The organism is Bradyrhizobium sp. USDA 4354 (assembly GCF_054060315.1).
The window spans coordinates 1,517,764-1,541,705 of the sequence record NZ_JBSSDC010000001.1 but is presented as its reverse complement, the minus strand read 5'-3'; the positions used below and the strand labels follow the sequence as shown (position 1 = coordinate 1,541,705).

The 23,942-nt window shown below is 64.8% G+C and carries 21 protein-coding genes, 2 tRNA genes and 3 pseudogenes; 7 read left to right on the top strand and 19 right to left on the bottom strand.

Annotated features, from left to right (window positions below; all coding sequences use genetic code 11):
• Positions 1-37: 37 nt before the first annotated feature.
• The 5 genes from lptB to ACVIIV_RS07205 all read right to left on the bottom strand — a co-directional run bounded on the left by lptB (position 38) and on the right by ACVIIV_RS07205 (position 4,919).
• Positions 38-1,042 (bottom strand): LPS export ABC transporter ATP-binding protein, encoded by a 1,005-nt coding sequence (gene lptB, locus ACVIIV_RS07225; protein ID WP_456743585.1) that lies wholly within the window; start codon positions 1,040-1,042, stop codon positions 38-40.
• 219 nt (positions 1,043-1,261) lie between these two features.
• Positions 1,262-1,966, bottom strand: coding sequence for an LptA/OstA family protein (locus ACVIIV_RS07220; protein ID WP_456743584.1), 705 nt, complete (start codon positions 1,964-1,966; stop codon positions 1,262-1,264).
• A 5-nt stretch (positions 1,967-1,971) separates the two neighbouring features.
• On the bottom strand, positions 1,972-2,703 hold the full coding sequence (gene lptC / locus ACVIIV_RS07215; RefSeq protein WP_456743583.1) for an LPS export ABC transporter periplasmic protein LptC: 732 nt from the start codon (positions 2,701-2,703) through the stop codon (positions 1,972-1,974).
• Positions 2,704-2,865: 162 nt separating this feature from the next.
• Entirely contained in the window at positions 2,866-3,480 is a 615-nt protein-coding gene (locus ACVIIV_RS07210; protein WP_197955110.1) for a ribonuclease D, read from the bottom strand.
• Positions 3,481-3,596: 116 nt separating this feature from the next.
• Positions 3,597-4,919: a UbiA family prenyltransferase gene (locus tag ACVIIV_RS07205; RefSeq protein ID WP_456743582.1), complete on the bottom strand. Its 1,323-nt coding sequence runs from the start codon at positions 4,917-4,919 to the stop codon at positions 3,597-3,599.
• 274 nt (positions 4,920-5,193) lie between these two features.
• Between ACVIIV_RS07205 and ACVIIV_RS07200 the strand changes: the two genes are divergently transcribed.
• Both ACVIIV_RS07200 and ACVIIV_RS07195 read left to right on the top strand, forming a co-directional pair.
• A complete protein-coding gene (locus ACVIIV_RS07200; protein WP_456743581.1) occupies positions 5,194-6,459 on the top strand; it encodes an MFS transporter in 1,266 nt (421 codons plus the stop codon).
• 88 nt (positions 6,460-6,547) lie between these two features.
• The gene (locus ACVIIV_RS07195; RefSeq protein ID WP_456743580.1) at positions 6,548-7,045 is read left to right on the top strand and encodes a lysozyme inhibitor LprI family protein; all 498 of its coding nucleotides are present in this window, start codon (positions 6,548-6,550) and stop codon (positions 7,043-7,045) included.
• 158 nt (positions 7,046-7,203) lie between these two features.
• Here ACVIIV_RS07195 and ACVIIV_RS07190 read toward each other — a convergent pair.
• Positions 7,204-7,290 (bottom strand) — tRNA-Leu (locus tag ACVIIV_RS07190).
• A 154-nt stretch (positions 7,291-7,444) separates the two neighbouring features.
• On the opposite strand from ACVIIV_RS07190, the gene ACVIIV_RS07185 reads away from it, so the two are divergent.
• Positions 7,445-8,410 (top strand): complex I NDUFA9 subunit family protein, encoded by a 966-nt coding sequence (locus ACVIIV_RS07185; protein WP_456743579.1) that lies wholly within the window; start codon positions 7,445-7,447, stop codon positions 8,408-8,410.
• A gap of 209 nt (positions 8,411-8,619) precedes the next feature.
• On the opposite strand, the pseudogene ACVIIV_RS07180 reads toward ACVIIV_RS07185, so the two are convergent.
• From ACVIIV_RS07180 to ACVIIV_RS07170, 3 genes and pseudogenes are all read right to left on the bottom strand, one after another.
• Positions 8,620-9,361, bottom strand: a pseudogene (locus tag ACVIIV_RS07180) (SDR family oxidoreductase).
• 3 nt (positions 9,362-9,364) lie between these two features.
• Positions 9,365-10,690 carry an FAD-binding protein gene (locus tag ACVIIV_RS07175; protein ID WP_456743578.1) on the bottom strand — a complete coding sequence of 442 codons (1,326 nt, stop codon included), beginning with the start codon at positions 10,688-10,690 and terminating at the stop codon, positions 9,365-9,367.
• 186 nt (positions 10,691-10,876) lie between these two features.
• Complete coding sequence (locus ACVIIV_RS07170; protein ID WP_456743577.1) at positions 10,877-11,683, bottom strand: undecaprenyl-diphosphate phosphatase; 807 nt, start codon at positions 11,681-11,683, stop codon at positions 10,877-10,879.
• 169 nt (positions 11,684-11,852) lie between these two features.
• Here ACVIIV_RS07170 and ACVIIV_RS07165 point away from each other — a divergent pair.
• Positions 11,853-12,546: pseudogene (locus ACVIIV_RS07165) on the top strand (glutathione S-transferase family protein).
• Positions 12,495-13,670, top strand: coding sequence for a tRNA epoxyqueuosine(34) reductase QueG (gene queG / locus ACVIIV_RS07160; RefSeq protein WP_456743576.1), 1,176 nt, complete (start codon positions 12,495-12,497; stop codon positions 13,668-13,670). Before ACVIIV_RS07165 ends, queG begins: the two are co-directional and overlap by 52 nt.
• A gap of 193 nt (positions 13,671-13,863) precedes the next feature.
• Here the strand turns inward: queG and ACVIIV_RS07155 are convergent, their stop codons facing one another.
• The 7 genes from ACVIIV_RS07155 to ACVIIV_RS07125 form a co-directional block, all read right to left on the bottom strand.
• The gene (locus ACVIIV_RS07155) at positions 13,864-14,331 is read right to left on the bottom strand and encodes a nuclear transport factor 2 family protein (protein WP_456743575.1); all 468 of its coding nucleotides are present in this window, start codon (positions 14,329-14,331) and stop codon (positions 13,864-13,866) included.
• A gap of 154 nt (positions 14,332-14,485) precedes the next feature.
• A complete protein-coding gene (locus tag ACVIIV_RS07150) occupies positions 14,486-15,574 on the bottom strand; it encodes a sn-glycerol-3-phosphate import ATP-binding protein UgpC (protein WP_456743574.1) in 1,089 nt (362 codons plus the stop codon).
• A gap of 108 nt (positions 15,575-15,682) precedes the next feature.
• Positions 15,683-16,531: a sn-glycerol-3-phosphate ABC transporter permease UgpE gene (gene ugpE / locus ACVIIV_RS07145; protein ID WP_456743573.1), complete on the bottom strand. Its 849-nt coding sequence runs from the start codon at positions 16,529-16,531 to the stop codon at positions 15,683-15,685.
• Positions 16,531-17,412, bottom strand: coding sequence for a sn-glycerol-3-phosphate ABC transporter permease UgpA (gene ugpA / locus ACVIIV_RS07140; protein ID WP_456743572.1), 882 nt, complete (start codon positions 17,410-17,412; stop codon positions 16,531-16,533). Before ugpA ends, ugpE begins: the two co-directional genes overlap by 1 nt.
• A 49-nt stretch (positions 17,413-17,461) precedes the next feature.
• Complete coding sequence (gene ugpB / locus ACVIIV_RS07135; protein ID WP_456743571.1) at positions 17,462-18,778, bottom strand: sn-glycerol-3-phosphate ABC transporter substrate-binding protein UgpB; 1,317 nt, start codon at positions 18,776-18,778, stop codon at positions 17,462-17,464.
• 219 nt (positions 18,779-18,997) lie between these two features.
• The gene (locus tag ACVIIV_RS07130) at positions 18,998-20,200 is read right to left on the bottom strand and encodes a CaiB/BaiF CoA transferase family protein (protein ID WP_456743570.1); all 1,203 of its coding nucleotides are present in this window, start codon (positions 20,198-20,200) and stop codon (positions 18,998-19,000) included.
• 176 nt (positions 20,201-20,376) lie between these two features.
• Complete coding sequence (locus ACVIIV_RS07125; protein WP_456743569.1) at positions 20,377-20,802, bottom strand: organic hydroperoxide resistance protein; 426 nt, start codon at positions 20,800-20,802, stop codon at positions 20,377-20,379.
• A gap of 158 nt (positions 20,803-20,960) precedes the next feature.
• On the opposite strand from ACVIIV_RS07125, the pseudogene ACVIIV_RS07120 reads away from it, so the two are divergent.
• Positions 20,961-21,423 (top strand): annotated as a pseudogene (locus tag ACVIIV_RS07120) (MarR family winged helix-turn-helix transcriptional regulator).
• A gap of 17 nt (positions 21,424-21,440) precedes the next feature.
• On the opposite strand, the gene ACVIIV_RS07115 reads toward ACVIIV_RS07120, so the two are convergent.
• The 3 genes from ACVIIV_RS07115 to ACVIIV_RS07105 form a co-directional block, all read right to left on the bottom strand.
• On the bottom strand, positions 21,441-21,677 hold the full coding sequence (locus tag ACVIIV_RS07115; RefSeq protein ID WP_456743568.1) for a GIY-YIG nuclease family protein: 237 nt from the start codon (positions 21,675-21,677) through the stop codon (positions 21,441-21,443).
• A gap of 168 nt (positions 21,678-21,845) precedes the next feature.
• A tRNA-Ala gene (locus ACVIIV_RS07110) sits at positions 21,846-21,921 on the bottom strand.
• A gap of 96 nt (positions 21,922-22,017) precedes the next feature.
• Positions 22,018-22,425: a TIGR02300 family protein gene (locus ACVIIV_RS07105; protein ID WP_456743567.1), complete on the bottom strand. Its 408-nt coding sequence runs from the start codon at positions 22,423-22,425 to the stop codon at positions 22,018-22,020.
• A gap of 110 nt (positions 22,426-22,535) precedes the next feature.
• On the opposite strand from ACVIIV_RS07105, the gene aroA reads away from it, so the two are divergent.
• Entirely contained in the window at positions 22,536-23,933 is a 1,398-nt protein-coding gene (aroA, locus tag ACVIIV_RS07100) for a 3-phosphoshikimate 1-carboxyvinyltransferase (RefSeq protein ID WP_456743566.1), read from the top strand.
• The last annotated feature ends 9 nt before the right edge of the window (positions 23,934-23,942 follow it).

Below are 23,942 nucleotides of genomic sequence, written 5' to 3'. Positions count from 1 at the left end.
GCACGATGTACACGGCTTGACGTATTGGAAAAAAGGGCTAGAGGCGGAATTCCTCGCCAAGGTAGAGGCGGCGCACGTCCGGATCCGCAACGATCTCATCCGGAGTTCCCTCGGTCAAGATTTCTCCGGCATAGACGATGTAGGCACGGTCGGTGAGGCCGAGTGTCTCGCGGACATTGTGATCGGTGATGAGCACGCCGATGCCGCGATTGGTGAGATGGCGGACGAGGTCCTGGATGTCGCCGACCGCGATCGGGTCGATGCCGGCGAAGGGCTCGTCGAGCAGCATGTAGTTCGGCCGCGTGGCCAGCGCGCGCGCGATCTCGACGCGGCGCCGCTCGCCGCCGGACAGCGCGATCGACGGTGATTTCCTGAGGCGCGTGATGTTGAACTCGTCGAGCAGCGAGTCGAGCTGCTGCTCGCGCTTCTTGCGCGAGGGCTCGACCACTTCGAGCACGGCGCGGATGTTCTGCTCCACGGTGAGGCCGCGGAAGATCGAGGCTTCCTGCGGCAGATAGCCGATGCCGAGCCGCGCGCGCTGATACATCGGCAGCTTCGTGACGTCGTGGCCGTCGAGCTCGATCGCACCGCGATCGGCCTTGATCAGGCCGGTGATCATGTAGAACACGGTGGTCTTGCCGGCGCCGTTCGGGCCGAGCAGGCCAACCGCCTCGCCGCGGCGGACATAGATGCTGACGCCGCGCACCACCTGACGGCTGCCAAAGGCCTTTTCCACGCTATGCACAGCCAGGAAGCCGGGCCGCTTCAGCAGCTGCGGCCCGCCGGCACCGTTGGACCTGGCGGCGCTCCTGACGGGATGAACCGCCTGCGGACGGGGCTCGGCTTGATAGTCGGCCTCATAGCCTCCCTGGAACTGGTCGGGCGCGCGCGGCTGGTCGCGGGCGATCGGCGGCGCGTCCCTGATAGGACTGGGTACGAGGCCGCCGACGCTGTCACCGAGCGCGGTGATGTCCTGACGCGCAAATCCTGGCCGGCCGCGCTTGGCGGGGCGCCGACGGAACATGCTGAAGAGATCGACCATCCCCGCCTTCTAGCCTTTCGCGTCGTCTTGCGCGAAATCCGCGCGATCTGCCGCGCCAGCCCGATTCGCCGACGCAGCATGAGTGAAGGGATGTCTCATGCCCAGTGAAACACGCCCGAAAAGCGGCGGACCCCGCTTCGAAAGCCCCGCGCGCTAGATACAGTCTCGCCGGGCAGGCTTCAACCTCGGATCGGGAGCAACCGAAGCAAGCTGTTGAATTTACTTTTGTTTACTTGCGCCGGGCAGTTGCAAGGGCGGCGCCGCACCGGGTTTGCTCCCTTGGCCGCAATCATTGCTGCCGCCCTGCGGCAGCAGCGCCTGCACGCGGCCGTTGTCGGATTCCACACGTGACACGCCGGTCGTCATGTCGACCATCAGGCGGTCACCGCGCAGCACGTTCTTGCACTGGGTCAGGACCACCTGGCCCGAGCCGCCGAGCATGGTGATGAGGTTGGTCTTGGTGTCGAACACCGCGGTCTCGCCCGTCACCACCTGGTCCTTCTGGGTGACCACGACATTGCCGCGCGCCTCCAGCCGCTTGATCGAGGAGCTGCCGCCCGGCCCGGGCGTCGCCGACTGCATCGGCGCCGATTTCGTCCCCTTCGCCGCGGGCTGCGGCGCAGCCGGCTTGTTGTCGCCGCCTGACTCGTAAAACACCACCAGCGTCTTCGAGGTCATGGTGGTGTCGCCCTGCACGACCTTCACATTGCCGGCGAAGGTCGCCTCCTTCTTCTTGTCGCGCATCTCGAGCGAGGCGGCTTCGATCTGGATCGGCTGATCGCGGTTCTGCGAAAAACCCTGCATCGCATTGGGCACGCCCTGCATCGTGCTCTGCGCAAGGGCCGCACCGGTGACGAGCAGCGCGAGGCCTACGGCGAGCGCGGCCTTGCTGACAACAGCGTCACGCGGAAAACAGTTCATCATGGAAATCACTTCGAATTGGCAGACTTGTTTTGAGGCGTGCGTGTCTTCGTCGGCGCAGGCTCGGGCGGTGCAGGCTGAACAGCAGCGGGCTCATCCAGCTTGTCCAGATGCATCACCACATTGCCCTCGAAGCGGATGACGTCACCGCCTTCGGTAATTCGCAGGCGATCCGCGCTCACCGTGCCATTGGTCAGCTTGACGTCGACGCGCTCGTCCGAGGTGACCGTGCCCTTGCCCATGTCGACGAAGGCGGAGTTCAGCCGCGCCTCATAGCCGGTCGAGGTGCGCAGGAAGATGTCCTTGCGCAGATCGAGCTGCTGCTGCTTGTTGTCGAAGCGGCCGGTGCGGGCATCGAGGAACAGCGTCGATTGATCCTCCATCAGCACCTTCGCGCGCAAATCCGATAGATCGACATGATCGGGGTCGGTGATGTCCTGCGTCGCGGTCTTGGCCCAGAGCTCGTAGGGCCGCTGGTCCGGCGTGTAACCGGCGAGGTGCGGCGATTCCATCGTGATCTTGGTGCCCGACACCACCAGATTTCCGGAATCGAGCGGCAGCTTCGGCATCAGCATGCGGAACGGATTGAAGATCGAGACGCCGACGATGGCGGCCATGGACAACAGCACCGCACCCGGCACAGCGATGCGCAAAATCCGCACCAGGCGGCTGTGGCGCGCCGCGCTGGCGAACTTCGCCGCAAGCGCGGCGTCGTAGGTGGGATTCTGGGCCGAATTCACCTGGGTTCCTACTTGCCTGGGCTCCTGAACTGTCGCTCGCCTTGTCCGGTTGAGGGGCACCCCATTCTATCCCGCGCCGCCCAAATATGCAGCCGGCGACAGGCCGTTACGAAAGTGTCCGAAACGGGGCGGCAACCTCAGGCTAATCGCCGCGCAAAGCCTTCAGGAATGCGCGAAAATGTCCTCTTCCGCCCAGCCTTGGAGATCGAGCAGGGCGCGGGTCGGCAGGAAGTCGAAACAGGCCTGCGCCAGCTGGCTGCGGCCTTCCCGCACCAGCATGGCATCGAGCCGCTCGCGCAAGGCATGCAGATGCAGCACGTCGGAGGCGGCGTAGGCGAGCTGCGGCTCGGTCAGGCTGTCGGAACCCCAGTCGCTGGACTGCTGCTGCTTGGAGAGGTCGATGTTGAGCACCTCGCGCACGAGGTCCTTGAGGCCGTGGCGGTCGGTGTAGGTGCGGGTCAGGCGGGAGGCAATCTTGGTGCAATAAATCGGTCCGGTCATGACGCCGAAGGTCTGGTACAGCACCGCGATATCGAACCGCGCGAAGTGGAAGATTTTCGTGACGGCCGGGTTGGCCAGGAGCGCCTTCAGGTTCGGCGCGTCGGTGTGGCCCTTGGGGATCTGCACCACGTCGGCGCTGCCGTCGCCGGGCGAAAGCTGCACCACGCAGAGCCGGTCACGGTGCGGATTCAGCCCCATGGTCTCGGTATCGATCGCCACCGCTCCGGTGTAGCGGGACAGGTCGGGCAGGTCGCCGCGGTGCAGGCGTACGGTCATGGCGGGTCAAAACCTCGGGTCGAATCGGTGCGTCGATATCATAGGCTAATTGGATGGATCGCGATGTAGCCACTGGCGACAGCTCACGCAAGCGGCGGCGTGACCTTACGGGCCGGTCAGATCGCGGCGAGCATGATGCAGATCATCGCCGCGACCGCGATGCGGCTGGGGCCGTCCCGGAAGGCGTACAAAATCGGATCGTCCGGCATCTCGCGGCGATGCGCCATCATCAAAGCGCGGCCGAACCAGTACAGCAGCAGCGGAGTGAGCAGCCACAGCATCCAGGGACGGCTGTAGAGCGGCGTCACCGCGGAGGACGAGACGTAGAGCGAGAACACGGTCACCGCGTTCATCGCGCTCGCCGCCGCCATCGCGGCGATGACGTGCAGGTCGGTGACGCGATAGTCGCGGTTGGAGGGATCGGCGAGCCCCGCACTCTCGCGCATGCTGAGCTCGCTGAAGCGCTTGATCAGCGCCAGCGAGGTGAACACGAACAGCGAGAAGATCAAGAGCCATTCCGACAACACCACGCCGACGCCAACCGCACCGGCGACGATGCGAAGCGTGTACAGACCGGCGAGCGTGACGATGTCGACCAGCATCTTGCGCTTGAGCACGAGCGAATAGGCGATCGTGGTGGCGAGATAGACGCCCAGCACGCCGAGGAACAGCGGCGAGATCCAGAGGCTGGCTGCGACCGCGAACAACCAGAACGCGGGGATCGCCGACAGCGCGGAGGAGATCGGCAGATCGCCGGCCGCGAGCGCGCGATGGCGCTTGGTCGGATGCTGCCGGTCCGCGGCGAGATCGAGCAGATCGTTCATCAGATAGGCGCCCGACGCGCAGGCCGAGAACGCCAGGAACGCCAGCAGCGCATGGCCTAGCGTCGGCAGATTCAGCTGATGCGCGGTGATCACCGGCACGAACACCAGCGTGTTCTTGGCGTATTGATAGACGCGCAGCGCCTTGGCCCAGGTCTTGAGACTGGCTTTGCGCACGCCGCGATTTTCGATGCGCGCGATCGAGGCAGGATCGTACGGCAGGCTGCCCGCAGCGAGGTCGGCCGGCGTGACCACGCCATCGAAGCCGAGATGCGCCGCGATGGCAGCGGCATGATCGGCAAAGCGTCCCGCGACGAGATAGATCTTCTCACCCCGCGCCCGCGCCGCCAGCGCCCGGTTCAGCACGTCGGAATCGTAGGGCAGATGGGCGTAGTCGATCTCGGCCCGCGCCAGGATCTCCGTGAGCGCCGCCATGCCCGCCCGTCCGCCCGCGCCGAAGCGCGCCAGCATGCGACCGGGGCTGGAGAACAGCGCCTCCATCAGCAGCTCGGAGCGCAGCAGCGCGCCTTCGAGATCGATGACGAGCGTCCGGGCGGCTACCGGGGTTGCCGGCGGCTCGGAGACGCCAGGATCATACTGGGAGGCACGCTGCTCCATTCGAAAACGCTCTGACTTGCCGCGACATGGCCGGTATTCGGCCGGGGAGCAGGAAATGGACGGCCAACCCTATGGGATCATTCGCTAAAGGCGGCTTAATTCGCCTGGAAAGGTGGGGACGGCTTCCGCCCCAGGCGCTGTTGCCCGGACCCCACAATCCGGCGCGAGCTTCCTGTTCCGGCAGAACTTTTGCTTCGCGCGCCGTGGACATCGTCCCGGCCCACCCTATCTGCCAATTTCCCTCGCCAGGGCTCCCACTCCTGAATCAGGTGCCATGACCGAACAGACGCTCGCCGCGCCGATCGACGACCAAAGCCAGCGCGGCTTCTCGCGCTACCAGGCGCTTCTCATCGCGCTGCTCGCGTTCACGCAGTTCACGATCATCCTCGATTTCATCATCATGTCGCCGCTCGGCGCCATCCTGATGCCCGCGCTCGACATCACGGCCGGGCAGTTCGGCGTCGCGGTGTCCGCCTACGCGTTCAGTGCGGGACTATCGGGCATCCTCGCCGCCGGCTTTGCCGATCGCTTCGATCGCAAGCGCCTGCTGCTGTTCTTCTATGTCGGCTTCGCGCTCGGCACCCTGCTCTGCGCCGCCGCGCAGAATTACCATGTGCTGCTGATCGGCCGGATCGTGACCGGATTGTTCGGCGGCGTGATCGGTTCGGTCGTGCTCGCCATCATTACCGACCTGTTTCCGCTGCAGATGCGCGGCCGCGTGATGGGCTTCATTCAGACGGCGTTCGCCGCGAGCCAGGTGCTCGGCATTCCCGCCGGCCTGTTTCTCGCCAATCACTGGAACTGGCATGTCTGCTTCGTTGCGATCGTCGTCCTGTCGATCGCGGCAATCGCGATCATCGCCTTCGTCATGGAGCCGGTCGATGCGCATCTGAAACTGAAGCAGGACAGAAACCCGTTCCATCATCTGATCGCGACGATTGGTCAGCCGCGCTACACGCTGGCCTTCGCCGTCACGACGCTGCTGGCGACCGGCGGCTACATGCTGATGCCGTTCTCCAGCGCCTATACCGTGCACAATCTCGGCATCGACATCACGCATCTGCCGACGATCTACCTCGTTTCCGGCCTGTTCAGCATCGTCACCGGACCGCTGGTCGGCCGGGCCAGCGACGCGTTCGGCAAATATCCGACCTTCGTGTTCGGCTGCGCGATGACCGTCGTCATGGTGCTGATCTACACCCATCTCGGCCACGTCTCGCTCGCGACCGCGATTCTGGTCAACGTGCTGATGTTCGTCGGCATCTTCTCGCGGATGATCCCGTCGCAGGCGATGATGTCCGCGATCCCCGATGCGAGGCAGCGCGGCTCGTTCAGCGCGGTCAGCGCCTCGTTGCAACAGCTTTCCGGCGGGCTCGGCTCGGTGCTCGCCGGCGCGATCATCGCGCAAGCACCCGATGGCGCGCTGCTCCATTTCGACCGGATCGGCTACGTCGTCGTGACCACGACGATCGTCACGCTAGTGATGATGTATTTTGTGCAGAAGGCGGTCGCGGAGCGGACGGGGTCGCGGGTGGTGTGAGGGAGCGGCTCCTGCTCCACATTCGGGTGAACCCACGCCGGGCCTTCGGTGACCAAGGTTGCATCGATGCGCCGAACGGAGATCTCCAGTGAAATTCAAACTTGCCGCCGCGATCCTCGCCGCAGGCCTCCCGCTGGCATCGATGGCTTTCGCCCAAGACACCACCCAAAGCACCGCGCCAGCCGACCTTGCCGTGATCGATGCCTGCCTGAAGAAGGTGGAGAAAACCGGCGGTTTCGGCGGCGCCTGCGTCGGGCTCGTCGCCGACCCCTGCATCAAGGCGGCAGAGGGCGCGAATGACGATGTCGCCAGATGGAAGGCCTGCGCGGCGCGCGAACTCGCCGTCTGGACGCAGAAAACCAGTGAGGCGCTGAAGAAGGTTCAGGTCGGCGGGTTCGCCGACGCGATCAAGGCGGTCAATGACTCGCAGAAAATTTTCGCCGCGTCGCGTGATCGCCTCTGCGCGGTCTTCGACAACGTCGACCCCGGCATGTACCGGGGCGGCGCGAGCTACTGCCGCCTGCGCGAGACCGCGAACCGCTCGCTGAGCCTGATGAAGCTCGGCGCTGCGGTCAACGAGCACTGAGGCCTCCTAGGGGGCTCGGGGGCACCGGCCTTGCCGGCATCTTCCGACGTGGCGACGACGGCCATTCGGCGCGCCATGAGCGCTGTGCTTCCGTGTCGTGGACCGGTCAGCAGCTCGGTGTCCTGCGGATGAGCGATTTCAATCGCTTGAGCAGGGGATGGTGCCCAGGAAAGGACTCGAACCTTCACGGCCGTTAAGCCACTGGCACCTGAAGCCAGCGCGTCTACCAATTCCACCACCTGGGCATGCCGTTTGGGGCACGGAGGCGGTTACTACGGTTCGGTGACGCCGTTGTCAATTCATGCTTGAGGCCCGGTTCGGGATGCCGATTGCGCATCGCAAACCGGCCCGATAAAAGCCTGACAAGACGCACTCTTTTCCGCAGGAATGGACCCCCCGATGGCATCGAATCTGGACACGCTCGTCACGGTTTTCGGCGGATCGGGCTTTTTGGGCCGCAGCGTCGTCCGCGCCCTGTGCAAGCGCGATTACCGGGTCCGGGTCGCGGTGCGGCGGCCGGAACTCGCCGGATACCTCCAGCCGCTCGGCCGGGTCGGGCAGGTCCACACCGTGCAGGCGAATCTGCGCTATCCGGCCTCGGTCGAGGCGGCGCTGCGTGATTCGCATGTCGTGATCAACCTCGTGGGCGTCCTCACCGAGAGCGGTGCGCAGACCTTTGACGCCGTCCAGGCCAAGGGCGCCGAAACCGTCGCCAAGGCGGCGGCCGCCGGCGGGGCCCAGCTGGTGCATGTCTCCGCGATCGGCGCCGACGCCGAATCGCCCTCGCGCTATGCCAGGGCCAAGGCGGCCGGCGAAGCCGCTGTCCTGGCCGCGGTTCCCTCCGCCACGATCTTCCGCCCCTCCGTGATGTTCGGCCCCGAGGACCAGTTCACCAACCGCTTTGCCGCGCTGGCCCGGATGTCGCCGGTGCTGCCGCTGATCGGCGGGACGACCCGGATGCAGCCGGTCTATGTCGGCGACGTCGCCACCGCGATCGCGGATGCTGCCGACGGCAAGGCCAAGGCGGGGGCCACCTACGAGCTCGGCGGGCCGGAGGTGCTGACCATGCGCGAGATCATCCAGACCATCCTCGGCATCACCGACCGCAAACGGATGCTGGTGCCGCTGTCGTTCGGCCTCGCCCGCTTCCAGGCCAATTTCCTGCAATTCGCGCCAGGCGCGTTCAAGCTGACGCCCGATCAGGTCACGCTGCTCGAGCGCGACAATGTCGTGTCCGATGCGGCGAAGGCAGCCGGCCTGACGCTGGAAGGCCTCGGCATCACGCCCGATTCGCTGGAGGCGATCGCCCCGCAATATCTCTGGCGCTTCCGCTCGGCCGGTCAGTTCCAGCGCATGAGCGTGTGAGGGGTCTTCTTTACCTCGCCCCGCTTGCGGGGAGAGGTCGATCGCGAAGCGATCGGGTGAGGGGGTACAGGTCTCACGAAGACCCCACGTGTGGAGAGAGGCCCCTCACCCCAACCCTCTCAGCGCGAGCGAAGCTCGTCGCGGCCCCGTAAGAACGGGGCGAGGGGGCGCACTGCCGCTGGCATGAGGGCTGATCCGTCCCACAGCTTTCAAAACTTCAGCTTCTTGAACACCGCTTCCGGCAGCGTCTTGATGATCAGCATCACGAGGCGCCATTTGCCGCTGACATAGACGACGTCGGTTTTCCTCTCGACCGCCTGAAGGATCGCGTCGCCCACCACGCCCGCCTCGACGGTGAGCGGGCCGATCAGCTTCATGCCTTCCGTCATCTTGGTGCGGACGAAGCCGGGCTTCACCGTGACCACGTGAACGCCACTGCTGCTGGCGCGGGCGCGCAGGCCGGACAGGAAGGCGGAGAAGCCGGCCTTGGCCGAACCATAGACATAGTTCGAAGCGCGGCCGCGATCGCCGGCAACCGACGACACGCCGACGAGCGTGCCGCTGCCGCGCGCCAGAAATTTCTCCGCGAACAGTCCGAGGATCAGCGACGGTCCCTCGTAGTTCGAGCGCATGATCGTGGTGGCGTGGGCGAGATCGCTCTCGGCATTTTGCTGCACACCGAGCAGGCCGACGATCGAGACGACGACATCAGGCAACGCCGGGAGGCCGCCGACGAAGCTCTCGAACGACGCGGGTGTCGAGCACGTCGAATTTATGGAGACCGACATCGACATTGTAGCGCGCGCGCAGATCGGCGGCATCAGGCTCGAGCACGCCGACGTCCCGGCCGGCGAGGCCGACATCGTATCCCGCTTTGGCAAAGGCGCGGGCGGCGGCGCGGCCGATATCGGAGGAGCCACCCAGCACCAAAACGGACTTGCGCGACGTCACGGCCTAGACCTCATCAAACAGACGTTGTGAAAGCTTCGAGCGGATGTTGCCGGCGGGATCGAGCGATTTGCGGATCGCGTTGAAGCGCGACAGAGCGGGATAGCCGGCTCTGAGCGTCGCACGCGACTGTCGCGCATCCTTGGCGAGATAAAGACGCCCGCCGGCCGCGACGATGAGACCGTCGATCTCGTCGAGGAAGCTCAGGATGTCGCCCTTCACAGGGAAATCCAGCGCCAGCGTGTAGCCGGGCAGCGGAAACGACAGGATGCCGTCGCCCTGGCCGAGCTTCTTCAGCACCGCGAGGAAGGAAGCATCGCCGCGCCGCGCCACGCGATCGAGGATCTCGCCGAGCACGGCGCGCGCGCCGTTTTCAGGAATCACGCATTGGTGCTGCAGGAAGCCGCGCTTGCCATAGATGCGATTCCAGTTGGCAACGCTGTCGAGCGGAAAGAAATAGGGATAGAGCGAGACCACATGGCTGCCGCCGGCGCGCCGCGCGCCCATGCGATAATACAGCTCGTTGAAGGCGCGGATGCTGAAGCGGTTCAGCGTCAGCGAGGGCAGATCGATCGGCACCGCGAGGTCGGGATCCTTCCCCGTGGGAAACGCGGCGGCGCCGGCAGGGAGCTCGTCCTTGCCGGCGTGCTCGCCAAGATAGATCAGCGAGCGGCCGAGATCCCGCCCTCGCGCCGCGCAATCGATCCATGCCACCGAATAGGTCGCGGCATCGCCCGCGTCGAGCGCGCGCATCGCGGCATCGAGATCGGATGCCGAGATCACGCGCTCGCGGATCCATCCCGTTTCGACCTTGCGCAACCGCATCGTCGCCTCAAGGATGATTCCGGTCAGACCCATGCCGCCGACGGTTGCAAAGAACGCATCGGAGTTCTGCTCGCGCGAGGCTTCGATCACCTCGCCCTGGCCCGTGCGCAGCAGGATGCTGTCGACATAGCGGCCGAAGCCGCCTTCACAATGATGGTTCTTGCCGTGCACATCGGCCGCGATGGCGCCGCCGATCGAGACGAAGCGCGTGCCGGGCACGACGAAGGGCAGGAAACCGCGCGGGCCAAATGTCTCGATCAGGTCCGAGAGCAGCATGCCGGCCTCGAGGCGAATGCGCCCGGTCGTCGGATCGAACGACCTGACCCGGTCGAACCCCGTCATCGCGACGGTCCTGGCGGCGCCGATCGCGGCATCGCCATAGGCGCGGCCATTGCCGCGCGCCACCGTGCCGGACACCATGGCTTCACCTACGGCCTCGAACGACCGCGGCCGCAGCATCTCGGTATCGACAACCGGGAAACGCCCCCAGCCGCTGACGAGGGTCATGGCTCAGCTCCTGGGCCGGGCGCGCCGCCCGGCATTGGAAACTGACTACCGATCAAAACCTTATTTTGCGTTGAGGCGTGGTAGTGGCGTAGCCCGGATGGAGCGCCAGCGTAATCCGGGATCGTGCCCCAAGTGATACCGGCCCCGGATTACGCTGCGCTCCATCCGGGCTACAGACCTTAAGGTCTATCGCCCCAGCGCCAGCGCGATCAGGCCGAGCGTGCCGACGATGACGCGCCACCAGGCGAACAGCACGAAGCCGTGGCGGGTGACGTATGTCAAAAACGTCTTCACCACGATGACAGCGGTGATGAACGAGACCACGAAGCCGATCGCGACGATGTTCATGTGGTCCATCGTCATCTCAGCGCGGCTTTTGTAGAAGTCGTAAGCGAACGCGCCGATCATGGTGGGGATGGCGAGAAAGAACGAGAACTCCGCCGACGCGCGCTTGTCTGCCCCCAGGAGCATCGCAGCGACGATGCTGGCGCCGGAGCGCGACACGCCCGGGATCATCGCCACGCACTGCGCGATGCCGATATAGAGATACATCAGCAGCGGAAACTTGGTGGCGTCGTACTCGCGCGGCTTGAGCTCGAGCTTGTCGACCCAGAGCAGGACGGCACCGCCGACGATCAGCGTGAAGCAGACGACCCACGGATTGAACAGCACAAGCTTGATGTATTTGCCGGCTACGAGGCCGACGATGACGGCCGGCAGGAACGCCACCAGCACGCCGATCACGAAGCGGCGCGCATAGGCATCGCCCGTGAACAGGCCGATCACCACGTCCCACAACTTCCTGAAATACAGCCAGACGATCGCGAGGATCGCACCCAGCTGGATCAGAACCGTAAACGAATCCCAGAACGCGCCTTCGCCGAGATGGAAGAAGCGCTCGGCGATCAAGAGGTGGCCGGTCGAGGATACGGGAAGGAACTCGGTCACGCCCTCGATGATGCCGAGGATCACTGCCCGTATTGCGTCTGACATATTTACGGTCCATTTCGGCTGGAAAAGCGGGGCTCTTCTCGCCTATTCCCCCCAATGCTGCAATCGCTAAATGAGACATCACACTCTTGCTTCGCGGTTTTGAAGGACTAGTGTGGCGCCGCACAAACATTGATGGATTCTTAAGCACCATCAAATAGTCAAAGGCTTCATGTTTACGCTGTTTCATCATCCGTTCTGTCCGCATTCGCGCTTCATCCGCCTGATCGCGGGCGAATACGGGCTCGACCTCAAGCTGGTCGAAGAGCGCAGCTGGGAACGGCGCGAGGCATTTCTGCTGCTCAACGCGGCCGGCACCACGCCTGTCATGGTGGACGAGGAGCAGCCGCCGATCCCGGGCGCGGCCATCATCGCCGAATATCTCGACGAGGCCTACGGCGGCGGGATGGGCGTGAAGCGCCTGATGCCGGAGACGCTTGCCGAGCGCGTCGAGGTGCGCCGGCTGATGGCCTGGTTCAACGAGAGAATTCTTCGAGGAGGTCTCGCATCCCCTCGTCACCGAACGCATCTACAAGCGTTTCATGAGCGAGGAGAACGGCGGCGGTCCGCCCTCGGCCGACGTGATGCGCGCAGCGAAAGCCAATGTGCGCTATCATCTGGCCTATATCGGCTGGCTGGCGCAGACGCGCAATTTCCTCGCCGGCGACCGGCTCACTTACGCGGATCTCGCCGCCGCGGCGCATCTCTCGGCGATCGACTATCTGGGCGACGTGCCATGGAGCGAGGACGACGCAGCAAAGGCGTGGTACGCGCGGGTGAAATCCCGCCCGTCGTTCCGCCCGCTGCTGAGCGAATGGCTGGCCGGCGTGCCGGCGTCGCGGACCTACGTGGACCTGGATTTCTGAGCTCTGATCCGACTGAACTGAAGGCGGCGCTTGTGCGCGAAGCGCGCGCGCTCGGCTTCGACTGCATCGGCGTCACCGCGCCGGACACGATCGAAGCTGCGGGAAAGCACTTCCTCGAGTTCATCGCCTCGGGCGGCCATGGCGATATGGACTGGCTCGCGGCGCAGCCGGAGCGCCGGGTCGATCCGCGCGGACTGTGGCAGGACGTGCGCTCGGTGATCATGCTCGGCGTCAATTACGGCCCGGACTCTGATCCGCTGGCGATCCTGAAGCAGCGCACGCGCGCGGCGATCTCGGTCTATGCGCAGGGCGACGACTATCACGATCTCGTCAAGAAGCGGCTGAAGGTGCTGGCGCGCTGGCTGGTCGCGACCGCGCCCTCTGACGTGAAAGTGTTCGTCGACACCGCCGCCGTGATGGAGAAGCCGCTGGCGCAGGCCGCGCATCTGGGCTGGCAGGGCAAGCACACCAATCTGGTGTCGCGCGAATTCGGCTCGTGGCTGTTTCTCGGCGCGATCTACACCACGCTCGATCTGCCGCGCGATGCTGCCGAGATCGATCATTGCGGCTCGTGCCGGGCCTGTCTCGACATCTGTCCGACCGCGGCCTTTCCAGCACCCTACAAGCTCGATGCGCGGCGCTGCATCTCGTATCTCACCATCGAGAACAAGGGACCGATCCCGCACGAGTTCCGCAAGAGCATCGGCAACCGCATCTATGGCTGCGACGATTGCCTCGCCGCGTGTCCCTGGAACAAGTTCGCGCAGGAGGGGCGCGAGGCCAAGCTCGCGGCGCGTGACGAACTGCGCGCGCCTGCGCTCGGCGAGCTGGCGCGGCTCGACGATGCGGCGTTCCGCGCGCTGTTCACGAAGTCCCCGGTCAAGCGCATCGGCCGCGACCGGTTCGTGCGGAATGTGCTGCTTGCGATCGGCAATTCGGGTGAGATGGCGCTGGCGGACGAGGCGCGGAAATTGCTCGATGATGCGAGCCCGCTGGTGCGGGGGGCTGCGGTGTGGGCGTTGGGGCAGCTGGTGGAGCCGGATGAGTTTGCGGCGATGAGGAGCGCTGCGTTGGGCGCAGAGTCCGACGAGAGCGTGCGTGAGGAGTGGCGCGCCGCCTCCTAACTCTTGGTGTCATTTCCCGCGACCCGGCTACGCCAAGGCTTCGCCGGGGTTGACGTCTAGGGGCGCCGAAGCTTTAGCGAAGGCGGCAGGCGGTGAATCCAGTACGCCGCGGCTTCTTGATTCTATCATTGCCGTCATTCCGGGGCACGCGCCAAGTGGCGCGCCCCGGAATGACGAGTGGGGAAAGCAGCGCTCAACCCAAATGCCGCTGCATCTCCGGCCGCGCCTTCAGCTCAGCGCCCTGCTTGGCGACGATCTTCGCGATGCGCTCGGGTGCGAACTTCAAATCGACGAACGCCGGCGCGGTGTTGGCGACCTCGTGATAGCTCGCGATCTTGCCGCCCTTCAGCGTCATGATCGCCACGCCCTCGAACATCGCCCGCGCGCCGTTCGCTTCCGGCAGGGTTGATTTGTAGCTGAATGTGTAGCGCGCATAGAGTGTGGTGCCGTCGGTGACAGGGTCGTGCATGTCCCAGCGAAAATCGGTCGCCGTGCGATAGAACCAGTCGTCGATCATCGCAGCGATCTTCTCGCGGCCGGCGAAGGCGCCGTAGAACACGTCGTGATAGATGCCGTCCTCGGTGAACAGCTCGGCGAAGGCACGGCCTTTGCGCTGCTCGACGGCGTCGCAGAAGGCGCGCAGCATGGCGGTGGTGGTCATCGGCCTTCTCCCGTTCTCCGTCATGCCCGGGCTTGACCGGGACAAGCCCGGGCATCACGAATCTGTGGACGGATTTTTCCCAACGAAAACAACGCCCCTTCTACTGTGCATGGGGTTGTTTTCGCGGTTTTGATCGAACGCCTCCCGGAACCGGTCAGGCCTCGATCCGCTTTCGCCCGTCGCCGCCGAACAAATGCAGCTTCGCCCGCGCCGCGGCGACACGGATTTTCGCGCCGATGGCGGGGGCGTCAGTTCCGGGAATGCGGACGATGACCTCGCCGGGCGGCAGCTCGCCGGGCGTGGCGGCGACGCGCTGGTCTTCCTGCTCGCGGGAGCCGTAGACGAAGGTTTCGGCGCCGACGCGCTCGATGGCCTCCACAGTGAGCGGCAGCGCGACGCCGCCGGCGGGCGTCTGGTCGGTGATCACGAAATCCTCCGGGCGGATGCCGAGGATGCCGGCGTTGGCCGCCGCGCTGCCGGCGAGCTGCGAGCGGATCTCCTCGGGCCGCGTCGACATCAAATTCATCGGCGGCGCGCCGATGAAGGAGGCAACGAAGGTGGTTGCCGGCTTCTCGTAGATCGCGAGGGGATTGCCGACCTGCTCGACCTGGCCGCCGTTCATCACGACGAGAATGTCGGCGAGCGTCATCGCCTCGAGCTGGTCGTGGGTGACGTAGATCGAGGTCGTGTTGAGGCGGCGCTGCAATTTGCGAATCTCGACGCGCATCGCGATGCGCAGTTTTGCGTCGAGATTGGAGAGCGGCTCGTCGAACAAAAACACCTTTGGTTGGCGCACGATGGCGCGGCCCATGGCGACGCGCTGGCGCTGGCCGCCGGAGAGCTGGCGCGGCTTGCGCTCCAGCATCGCGGACAGCTCGAGCACGCGCGCGGCTTCCTCGACGCGGGTCTTGATCTCGGCTTCGGCCATGCCGCGGTTGCGCAGGCCATAGGCCATGTTGTTGTAGACGCTCATATGCGGATAGAGCGCGTAGTTCTGGAACACCATCGCGATGTCGCGGTCGGCGGGCTCGATCTGGTTGACGATTCGGCCGCCGATGTCGATCTCGCCGCCGGTGACCGTCTCCAGCCCCGCGACCATGCGCAGCAGCGTGGACTTGCCGCAGCCGCTTGGTCCGACCAGCACGCAGAACTGTCCGTCGCCGACATCGACATCGACGCCTTTGATGGCCTCGAAGCCGCCGGGATAGGTCTTGCGGACGTTGCGCAGGGTGACGTTAGCCATGGGTTGCACCGGCGAGTAGCGAATAGGGACTGGCGAATGGGGAAGGTGTAATGAGCAAGGCGGACGCAGCGACCCCATTCGCCACTCGCCACTCGCTATTCGCCATCTTCACTTTTCCGTCTCGACCAGGCCGCGCACGAACAGTTTCTGCATGGCAACGACGACGAACACCGGCGGCAGCATCGCCAGCACGGCGGTTGCCATCACGATCGGCCATTCGGTCAGCGCGTCGGTGGTGGTGATCATCTTGCGGATGCCGATCTGGATGGTCTGCATGTCGTCGCGCGTGGTGATCAGCAGCGGCCAGAGATATTGATTCCAGCCGAGGATGAACAGTATCACGAACAGCGCGGCCATGTTGGTGCGCGACAGCGGCAAGAGCGTATCCCAGAAGAAGCGCAAGGGGCCGGCGCCGTCGATGCGCGAGGCCTCCAGCAATTCGTCCGGCACGGTCATGAAGAACTGGCGGAACAGCAGGGTCGCGGTAGCCGAGGCGATCAGCGGCAGCGACAGGCCGGCATAGCTGTCGAGCATGTGCAGGTCGGCGACGATCTTGTAGGTCGGATAGATGCGCACCTCGACCGGCAGCATCAACGTGATGAAGATGAGCCAGAAGATCGGCATCCGGAACGGAAAGCGGAAATACACGATCGCATAGGCCGAGATGATCGAGATCGCGATCTTGCCGACCGCGATCAGCAGCGCCATCACCAGCGAGTTCAGCATCATGTTGCCGACCGGCTCGCGGGTCGAGCCGCTCGTGCCGACGAAGATGGTCTGGTAGTAGGTCTCGAAGAAATGACCGCCGGGCAGCAGCGACATCTGCCCGTTGGCGATCACCGCGTTGTCCTGGGTCGACGCCACGAAGGCGAGATAGACCGGGAAGGCGACGATCGCGATCCCGATCCAGAGGATGATATGGGCAATGTAGCGCCGAAAGCCTTCTTCCTCGACCATCAGTAGGTCACCTTGCGTTCGACGAAGCGGAACTGGATGCCCGTCAGCACGATCACCATGATCATAAGGATCACCGATTGCGCCGCCGAGCTGCCAAGGTTTCCGCCGAGCAGGCCGTCGGTATAGACCTTGTAGACCAGCGTCTCTGTCGACTTGCCCGGACCGCCGCGGGTCATGGTGTCGATGATGCCGAACGTGTCGAAGAAGGCGTAGACGATGTTGACGACCAGGAGAAAGAAGATGGTCGGCGACAGCAGCGGGAAGATCACGGTCCAGAACCGCCGCATCGGGCGGGCGCCGTCGATCGCGGCCGCCTCGATCACGCTTCTGGGGATGCTCTGCAGGCCGGCGAGGAAGAACAGGAAGTTGTAGGAGATCTGCTTCCAGGCGGCGGCCATGATGATCAGCGCTGCGGCCTGATCGCCGTCGAGCAGCGGATTCCAGTCGATGCCCAGCGCCCGCAGGTACCGCGAGAGCACGCCGAGCGAGGGATGCAGCATGAAGATCCAGAGCACGCCGACGACCGGCGGCGCCACCGCATAGGGCCAGATCAGCAGCGTGCGGTACAGCATCGAGCCACGCAGCGGCTTGTCCGCCATCACGGCGAGCAGCAGCGCGAACGACAACGACGACACCGCGATCGCGAACGAGAAGAAGAAGGTGCGCAGGATCGCCTCGAAATAGGCGCGCTCCTTGAACAGCTCGAGATAGTTCTCGAACCAGACGAAGCTGGTCGACAGGCCGAAGGCGTCCTGGAGCAGGAAGGACTGGATCACGGCCTGCAAGGCCGGCCAGTAGAAGAAAATCAGGACGATCGCGAGCTGCGGCGCAACCAGCGCATAGGGCAATAGCTTCGACTGGAAAATGGCTTGCTTTTGCATGATGCCCGCAGGGGCGGCAGGCCGGCTGACCGGCCTGCCGCTTGTCGCCTTACTTCACGGCGGTCTTTTCGAACTGGCGCAGCATGGTGTTGCCGCGCTCGACGGCCGCGTCCAGCGCCTGCTTGGCGGTCTTCTTGCCGGCCAGCGCCTGCTCGATCTCTTCCGCCCAGACGTCACGGAGCTGCACCATGTTGCCGAGGCGCAGGCCGCGCGAGTTCTCGGTCGGCTCCTTGTTGGTCAGCTCGAGCAGCGGCGTCTCGAGATACGGCTGGTCCTTGTAGAAGCCCTCGGCCTTGGCCTTCTCATACGCCGCCTTGGTGATCGGCAGATAGCCGGAGGCCTTGTGGATGTAGACCTGACGATCGGTGTCCGAGAGGAAGGTCAGGAATTTTGCGACGCCCTTGTACTCCTCGGCCGACTTGCCGCCCATCACCCAGAGCGAGGCGCCGCCGATGATCGAATTCTGCGGCGCGCCCTTGGCGTCCGGATAATAGGGCATCGGCACCGCGGTGAAGGCGAACTTGGCCTGCGCCTTGACGTTGCCGAAGAACGCCGACGAGGTCAGGTAGAGCGGGCATTCGCCCGACGTGAAGCGGCCTTCGCCGGTGTTGGTGCGGCCGGCATAGTCGTAGGTCTTGTCCTTCTGGAGCTCGACCAGGTTTTCAAGATGCTTGACCTGGAGCGGTCCGTTGAACGAGAGCACGGTGTCGAAGCCGTCGAGGCCGTTGGCCTTCGTCGACAGCGGCACGTTGTGCCAGGCGGAGAGCTGCTCGAGATTGACCCAGGTGACCCAGGAGTTGGAAAAGCCGCAGGTGGCGTGCCCGGCCGCCTTCAGCTTCTTGGCGGCTTCGAATACTTCAGGCCAGGTCTTCGGGATCTCGACATTGGCCTTCTTCAGCTCATCGAGGTTGACCCACATCACGGTCGACGACGAGTTGAAGGGGAAGGACAGCATCTCGCCCTTCGAGGTCGAATAGTAGCCGGTGATTGCGGGTAGATAGGCCTTCGGATCGAACTTCTCGCCGGTCTCGGCCATCAGCTTGTAGACCGGCTTCACGGCGCCGGTCGCGGCCATCATGGTGGCGGTGCCGACCTCGAACACCTGCATGATGTGCGGCGCGTTGCCGGCACGGAACGCGGCGATGCCGGCATTCATCGTGTCGGCATAGTTGCCCTTGTAGGTCGGGATCACCTTGTAGTCGCTCTGCGCGCCGTTGAAGTCGTTGGCGAGCTTGACGATGACCTCGTTGTTGGCGCCGGTCATCGCGTGCCACCACTGGATTTCGGTCACGGCGAGCGCCGGCGAGGAGCCGAGACCAACCGTGAGTGCAACAGCAGCAGCAGCGCCAAAATGTCGAAGAGCCATCAAGAAAACCTCCCTTGCCCGTCACTAAAGAAGCGCTTGCGCTAGCAGCGCCATATGACGTTCACATGACTGTGTAAGCGGCCGAAACGAAAGCGGCAAGCGCTGGAAAAGGAAAGCCCGAAAATAGGCGAAGATGCGCGCGGACAGCCGCAGCCGTTCGCGGTGCACAGGCGTGCGCGCGCCGCAGTGCGGCATTGGAGGCTGTGAAGGTGTGGCGCCCTAGCGCTTGCGCTCGGGACCGCAGACCGTGCCCTTTTCGACCATCGCGTCGATCTCGGCCTTGGAATACCCGAACTCGCCCAGCACCTCCGCGGCGTGCTGGCTGAATTTCGGCGGCACGCGGCGCAGGCTCGGCTTGCTGCGGTCGAGCCGGATCGGCGAGGCGACGCCCTTGTACCAGTCCTTCTCGATAATATCGCCGCGGTAGATCGTGTGCGGATTGGTCAACGCCTGGTCGATCTTCTGCACGGGCCCTGCGGGCAGGCCCGCCGCGAGCAGGCGGTTGCACAGCGGCTCGGCCTCGTGCTGGCTGAACACCGCGGCCAGCTCGGCGCGCAGCGCCTCGCGATTGGCGATGCGGTCCTTGTTGCGGGCAAAGCGCGGATCGGTGCCGAGCTCGGGCTTGCCGATCTCCTTGGCGAGCTTGCGGAAGGTGCCGTCATTGCCGACGCCGATGAAGATGTTGTCGGTCTTGGTCGGAAAGATCGCGTAAGGCACGAGGTTGGGGTGCTCGTTGCCGGTGAGGCTCGGCGGCTTGCCATGCATGAAATAATTCGCGGTGTGCGGATGCATGATGGCGAGACCGGTCTCGTACAGCGTGGTTTCCAGGAACTGGCCCTTGCCCGAACGCTGCCGCTCCGACAGCGCCATCAGGATGCCGATCGCCGCATAGAGGCCGGTGGTGATGTCGACCAAGGGCACGCCGATCCGCATCGGCCCGCTCTCGGGCGAGCCGGTCGCCGCAATCATGCCGGTCATGGCCTGGATGATGGCGTCATAGCCGGGATTGCCGCCGCGCGGCCCGTCGGCGCCGAAGCCGCAGATCCGGCAATGCACGAGGCGCGGGAATTTTTCGCGCAACACCGCGTTGCCGATGCCCCATTTCTCCAGCGTGCCCGGCTTGAAATTCTCGATCAGGACGTCCGCAGTCTCCAGCATCTTGAGCAGCACGACGCGGCCGCCCTCGGAGGCGAGGTCGAGGCCGATTGAGCGCTTGTTGCGGTTGATGCCGACGAAATAGGCCGCATCCTCCTCATGGAAGGGAGGGCCCCATTCGCGCACCTCGTCGCCAGCGGGCGGCTCGACCTTGATCACGTCGGCGCCATGGTCGGCGAGGATCTGGGTGCAGTAAGGACCGCCGAGCACGCGCGTGAGATCGATGACGCGCAGTCCGCTCATTGCGCCCAAAACGGCTTCAGTCATGCCTTCGCTTCCCCTGTGTCGATCTTTGGATTACAGGCCTAGCGAGGTTTGTTTGCGCCAGCAATGGCGCCGGGCGTGGGGCCGTATGCGCCGCTGTGCGGCCATCCCGCGCGGTGGGAAATCAACGGTAGCGGCCGGCCCGAGGGGGATCCCGGGCCAGCCCATCCGCCTTTCCGTCAGACGACCGTCAGGCGAACGTCGACATTGCCCCGCGTGGCATTGGAGTACGGGCACACCTGGTGCGCCTTCGCGACCAGCGCCTCGGCCTCCGCACGGGCGAGGCCCGGCAGCGAGACGGCGAGGTCGATGTCGAGACCGAAGCCGCCCTCGGAACGCGGGCCGATGCCGACGGTCGAGGTGACGGAGGCATCAGTGGGCACCTTCGGGCCGCCCTGCGAGGCCACGAACTTCATCGCGCCGATGAAGCAGGCGGCATAGCCGGCCGCGAACAGCTGCTCGGGATTGTTGCCGGCGCCGCCGCCGCCGCCGAGCTCCTTCGGCGTGGTGAGCTTGACGTCGAGCGCGCCGTCGATGGTCGCGGCATGGCCGTCGCGGCCGCCGGTGGCTTTTGCGCTGGTCTTGTAGAGGACGTTCACGGACATTGGGGTCTCCCTGAGGTCTTGGGGTGGGTGGGGTGCAATCTTTATTGCAGGCAATTAGATAGCGCGCAATCGAAATTGCGAGGCTTCACATTTAATTGTTCGCAATTGAATGTGCCGCCGGCCGGCCCCAGAATGGAAAGAAACCCGTGAGATTCTCTATGGCCCGGAAATCATCGGCGGTGGACGCACCGCTTCGGCTCGACAACCAGATCTGCTTCGCGGTCTATTCCGCCGCGCACGCCTTCAACCGCGTCTACAAGCCGCTGCTCGATCGGCTCGGCCTGACCTATCCGCAATATCTGGTGATGCTGGTGCTGTGGGAACGCGACGACGTGCCGGTCAAGGAAATCGGCGAGAAGCTGTTTCCTGGATTCGGGCACGCTGACGCCGTTGCTCAAGCGCCTCGAGGCTGCCCATCTGGTCAAGCGCACCCGCTCGCGCGAGGACGAGCGCCAGGTGCTGATCGCGCTGACGCCGCAAGGCCATGCACTGAAGGAAAAGGCACGCAGCGTGCCGCAGTCGATCCTGGCGGCGTCGGATTGCTCGGTGTCGGAATTGGTCGGGATGAAGGACGAGATCGTCGCGCTGCGGGATAGGTTGAATGCGGTGATCGGGGAGTAGGTTTCCCGGGCGCGCGGTCAGAAATGCTTCTTCGCGAACGCGCGGCCAGAGCCAGATTTCAGATATTGCTCGAATGCGACAGCGCGTGCGGCGTCATCGAACGCGAAATAAGTCCGAATTCGCCAAGGCCCGTATTTCGAGGTGTGCGGTACCTCGCCGGCGTTGTGCTTCTCCAAGCGGGCCCGCAGGTCGTCCGTGATGCCGACGTAGAAGTGCTCGGAATCGAGACTTTCGAGAATATAGACGTATTTCATTCTGCTTCCTCCCAGAGGGCAGGATAGCAGGCTGGAGCCAGTACGGGGCTTTGTTTGCGATCGTGGATAGAGTCGCCCTTCGGGCTATGGCGGGACAGCATTCGCTCACTTCGCTACGAGGGACTTCCCTAGGCTTGCCCAGCCGAAGCTCGCGAAGCGAGCGAAGGCTGGTGGAGCCAGGCGGGATCGAACCGCCGACCTCTTGCATGCCATGCAAGCGCTCTCCCAGCTGAGCTATGGCCCCTTAGTCCTTAAATGGGACGATCCTGGTGGATCCCCCACAGACCGGCGAGCCTGGTGACTCGCGCGGTGCACCCTTTTTCACAGATCAGGACTGATCTCAAGTCTCTTCATCACCTCCGACATCACCAATGATGTCGGTCACGTCCTCATCGCCCTCTTCCTCGTCGGCAATGAAGGTCGAATCATCGTCATCATCGTCGTCGAGGGTCTCATCGACCTCGATATCGTCCTCGGATTCGGGCACGACCGCCTTGACCTTGCCGGTGTTCTCCTCGGCATCAGCCTCCTCGAGCGAGACCAACTCCTCGGCCTCCGCCGGCTCCGGCGTGGTGTCCTGAGCCATGCTGCGGGCCTCGGCGCCGCGGGGAGCACGTGCGGGCGCCACGGGCGCGATCGGCACCACCTCGCCGGTATAGGGCGAGATCACCGGATTCTTGTTGAGGTCATAGAATTTCTTGCCCGTGGTCGGGCAAATACGTTTGGTTCCGAGTTCGGACTTGGCCACGGCAGGAATCCTGGGAATGTCTGAAAAGCGGTGCTTCACTTGGCTAGTTGGCGGCCCGCTGTCAATAGCGCATTACGAGAGAACGACATGCCCGTGACGGGGCGCGGACCATGTGGTACCTGCGCGCTAGCCCCAAGGATGCATCCAAGGGCCTATTCAAGGACACAATCTTGACCCATTCCGACCAACCGAGGCCGCTCCAGTCTCGCGCCAGCGGGCCCCTGACCGGGAAAGTACGGGTGCCCGGGGACAAGTCGATCTCCCACCGCGCGCTGATCCTGGGCGCGCTCGCGGTCGGCGAGACCAAGGTTTCGGGTCTGCTGGAGGGCGAGGACGTCCTCAACACCGCCAAATCCATGCAGGCGCTGGGCGCCAGGGTCGAGCGCACCGGCGATTTCGCCTGGAAGGTAAACGGGGTCGGTGTCGGCGGCTTCGCCCAGCCCAAGGCGCCGCTGGATTTCGGCAATTCCGGCACCGGCTGCCGGCTGGTCATGGGCGCCGTCGCCGGCTGCCCGATCTCGGCAGTGTTCGACGGCGACGCCTCGCTGCGCAGCCGTCCCATGCGCCGGATCCTCGATCCGCTCGAAAAGATGGGCGCGAAGGTCACCTCCGGCGGCGACGGCGGGCGTCTGCCGCTGACCATCCAGGGCGCGCGCGACCCACTGCCGATCACCTACAAGACCCCGGTCGCCTCGGCCCAGATCAAATCGGCCGTGCTGCTGGCGGGCCTGGCTGCGCCGGGTACCACCACCGTGATCGAGGCCGAGGCCAGCCGCGACCACACCGAGCTGATGCTGAAGCATTTTGGCGCCGACATCACCTCGGTGCAGGAAGGTCAGCACGGACGCCGCATCACGCTGGTGGGCCAGCCCGAGCTGCATGGCGCCAATGTCGTGGTCCCCGCTGATCCCTCGTCGGCGGCATTCCCCGTCGTCGCAGCGCTGATCGTCGAGGGCTCCGATGTCGTGCTGTCCGACGTCATGACCAATCCGCTGCGCACCGGCCTGTTCACCACGCTGCGCGAAATGGGCGCTTCGATCGAGGAGAGCGAAAAGCGGGGCGATGCCGGCGAGCCGATGGCGCGCTTGCGCGTGCGCGCGTCAAGGCTGCGCGGCGTCGAGGTGCCGGCGGAGCGCGCGCCCTCCATGATCGACGAATATCTGGTGCTGGCGGTGGCGGCGTCGTTCGCCGAAGGCACCACCATCATGCGCGGCCTGCAGGAGCTGCGCGTCAAGGAATCCGACCGGCTTGAAGCCACTGCCGACATGCTTCGCGTCAACGGCGTCAGGGTCGAGGTGTCCGGAGACGATCTGATCGTCGAGGGCCGCGGCCATGTCCCCGGCGGCGGCACCGTCGCCACCCATATGGACCATCGCATCGCGATGTCCGCGCTGGTGATGGGCTGCGCCTCCGACCAGCCGGTAACCGTCGACGACACCGCCTTCATCGCCACCAGTTTTCCGGATTTCATTCCGATGATGCGTTCGCTAGGGGCCGAGCTTTCATGAGGCCGTGGC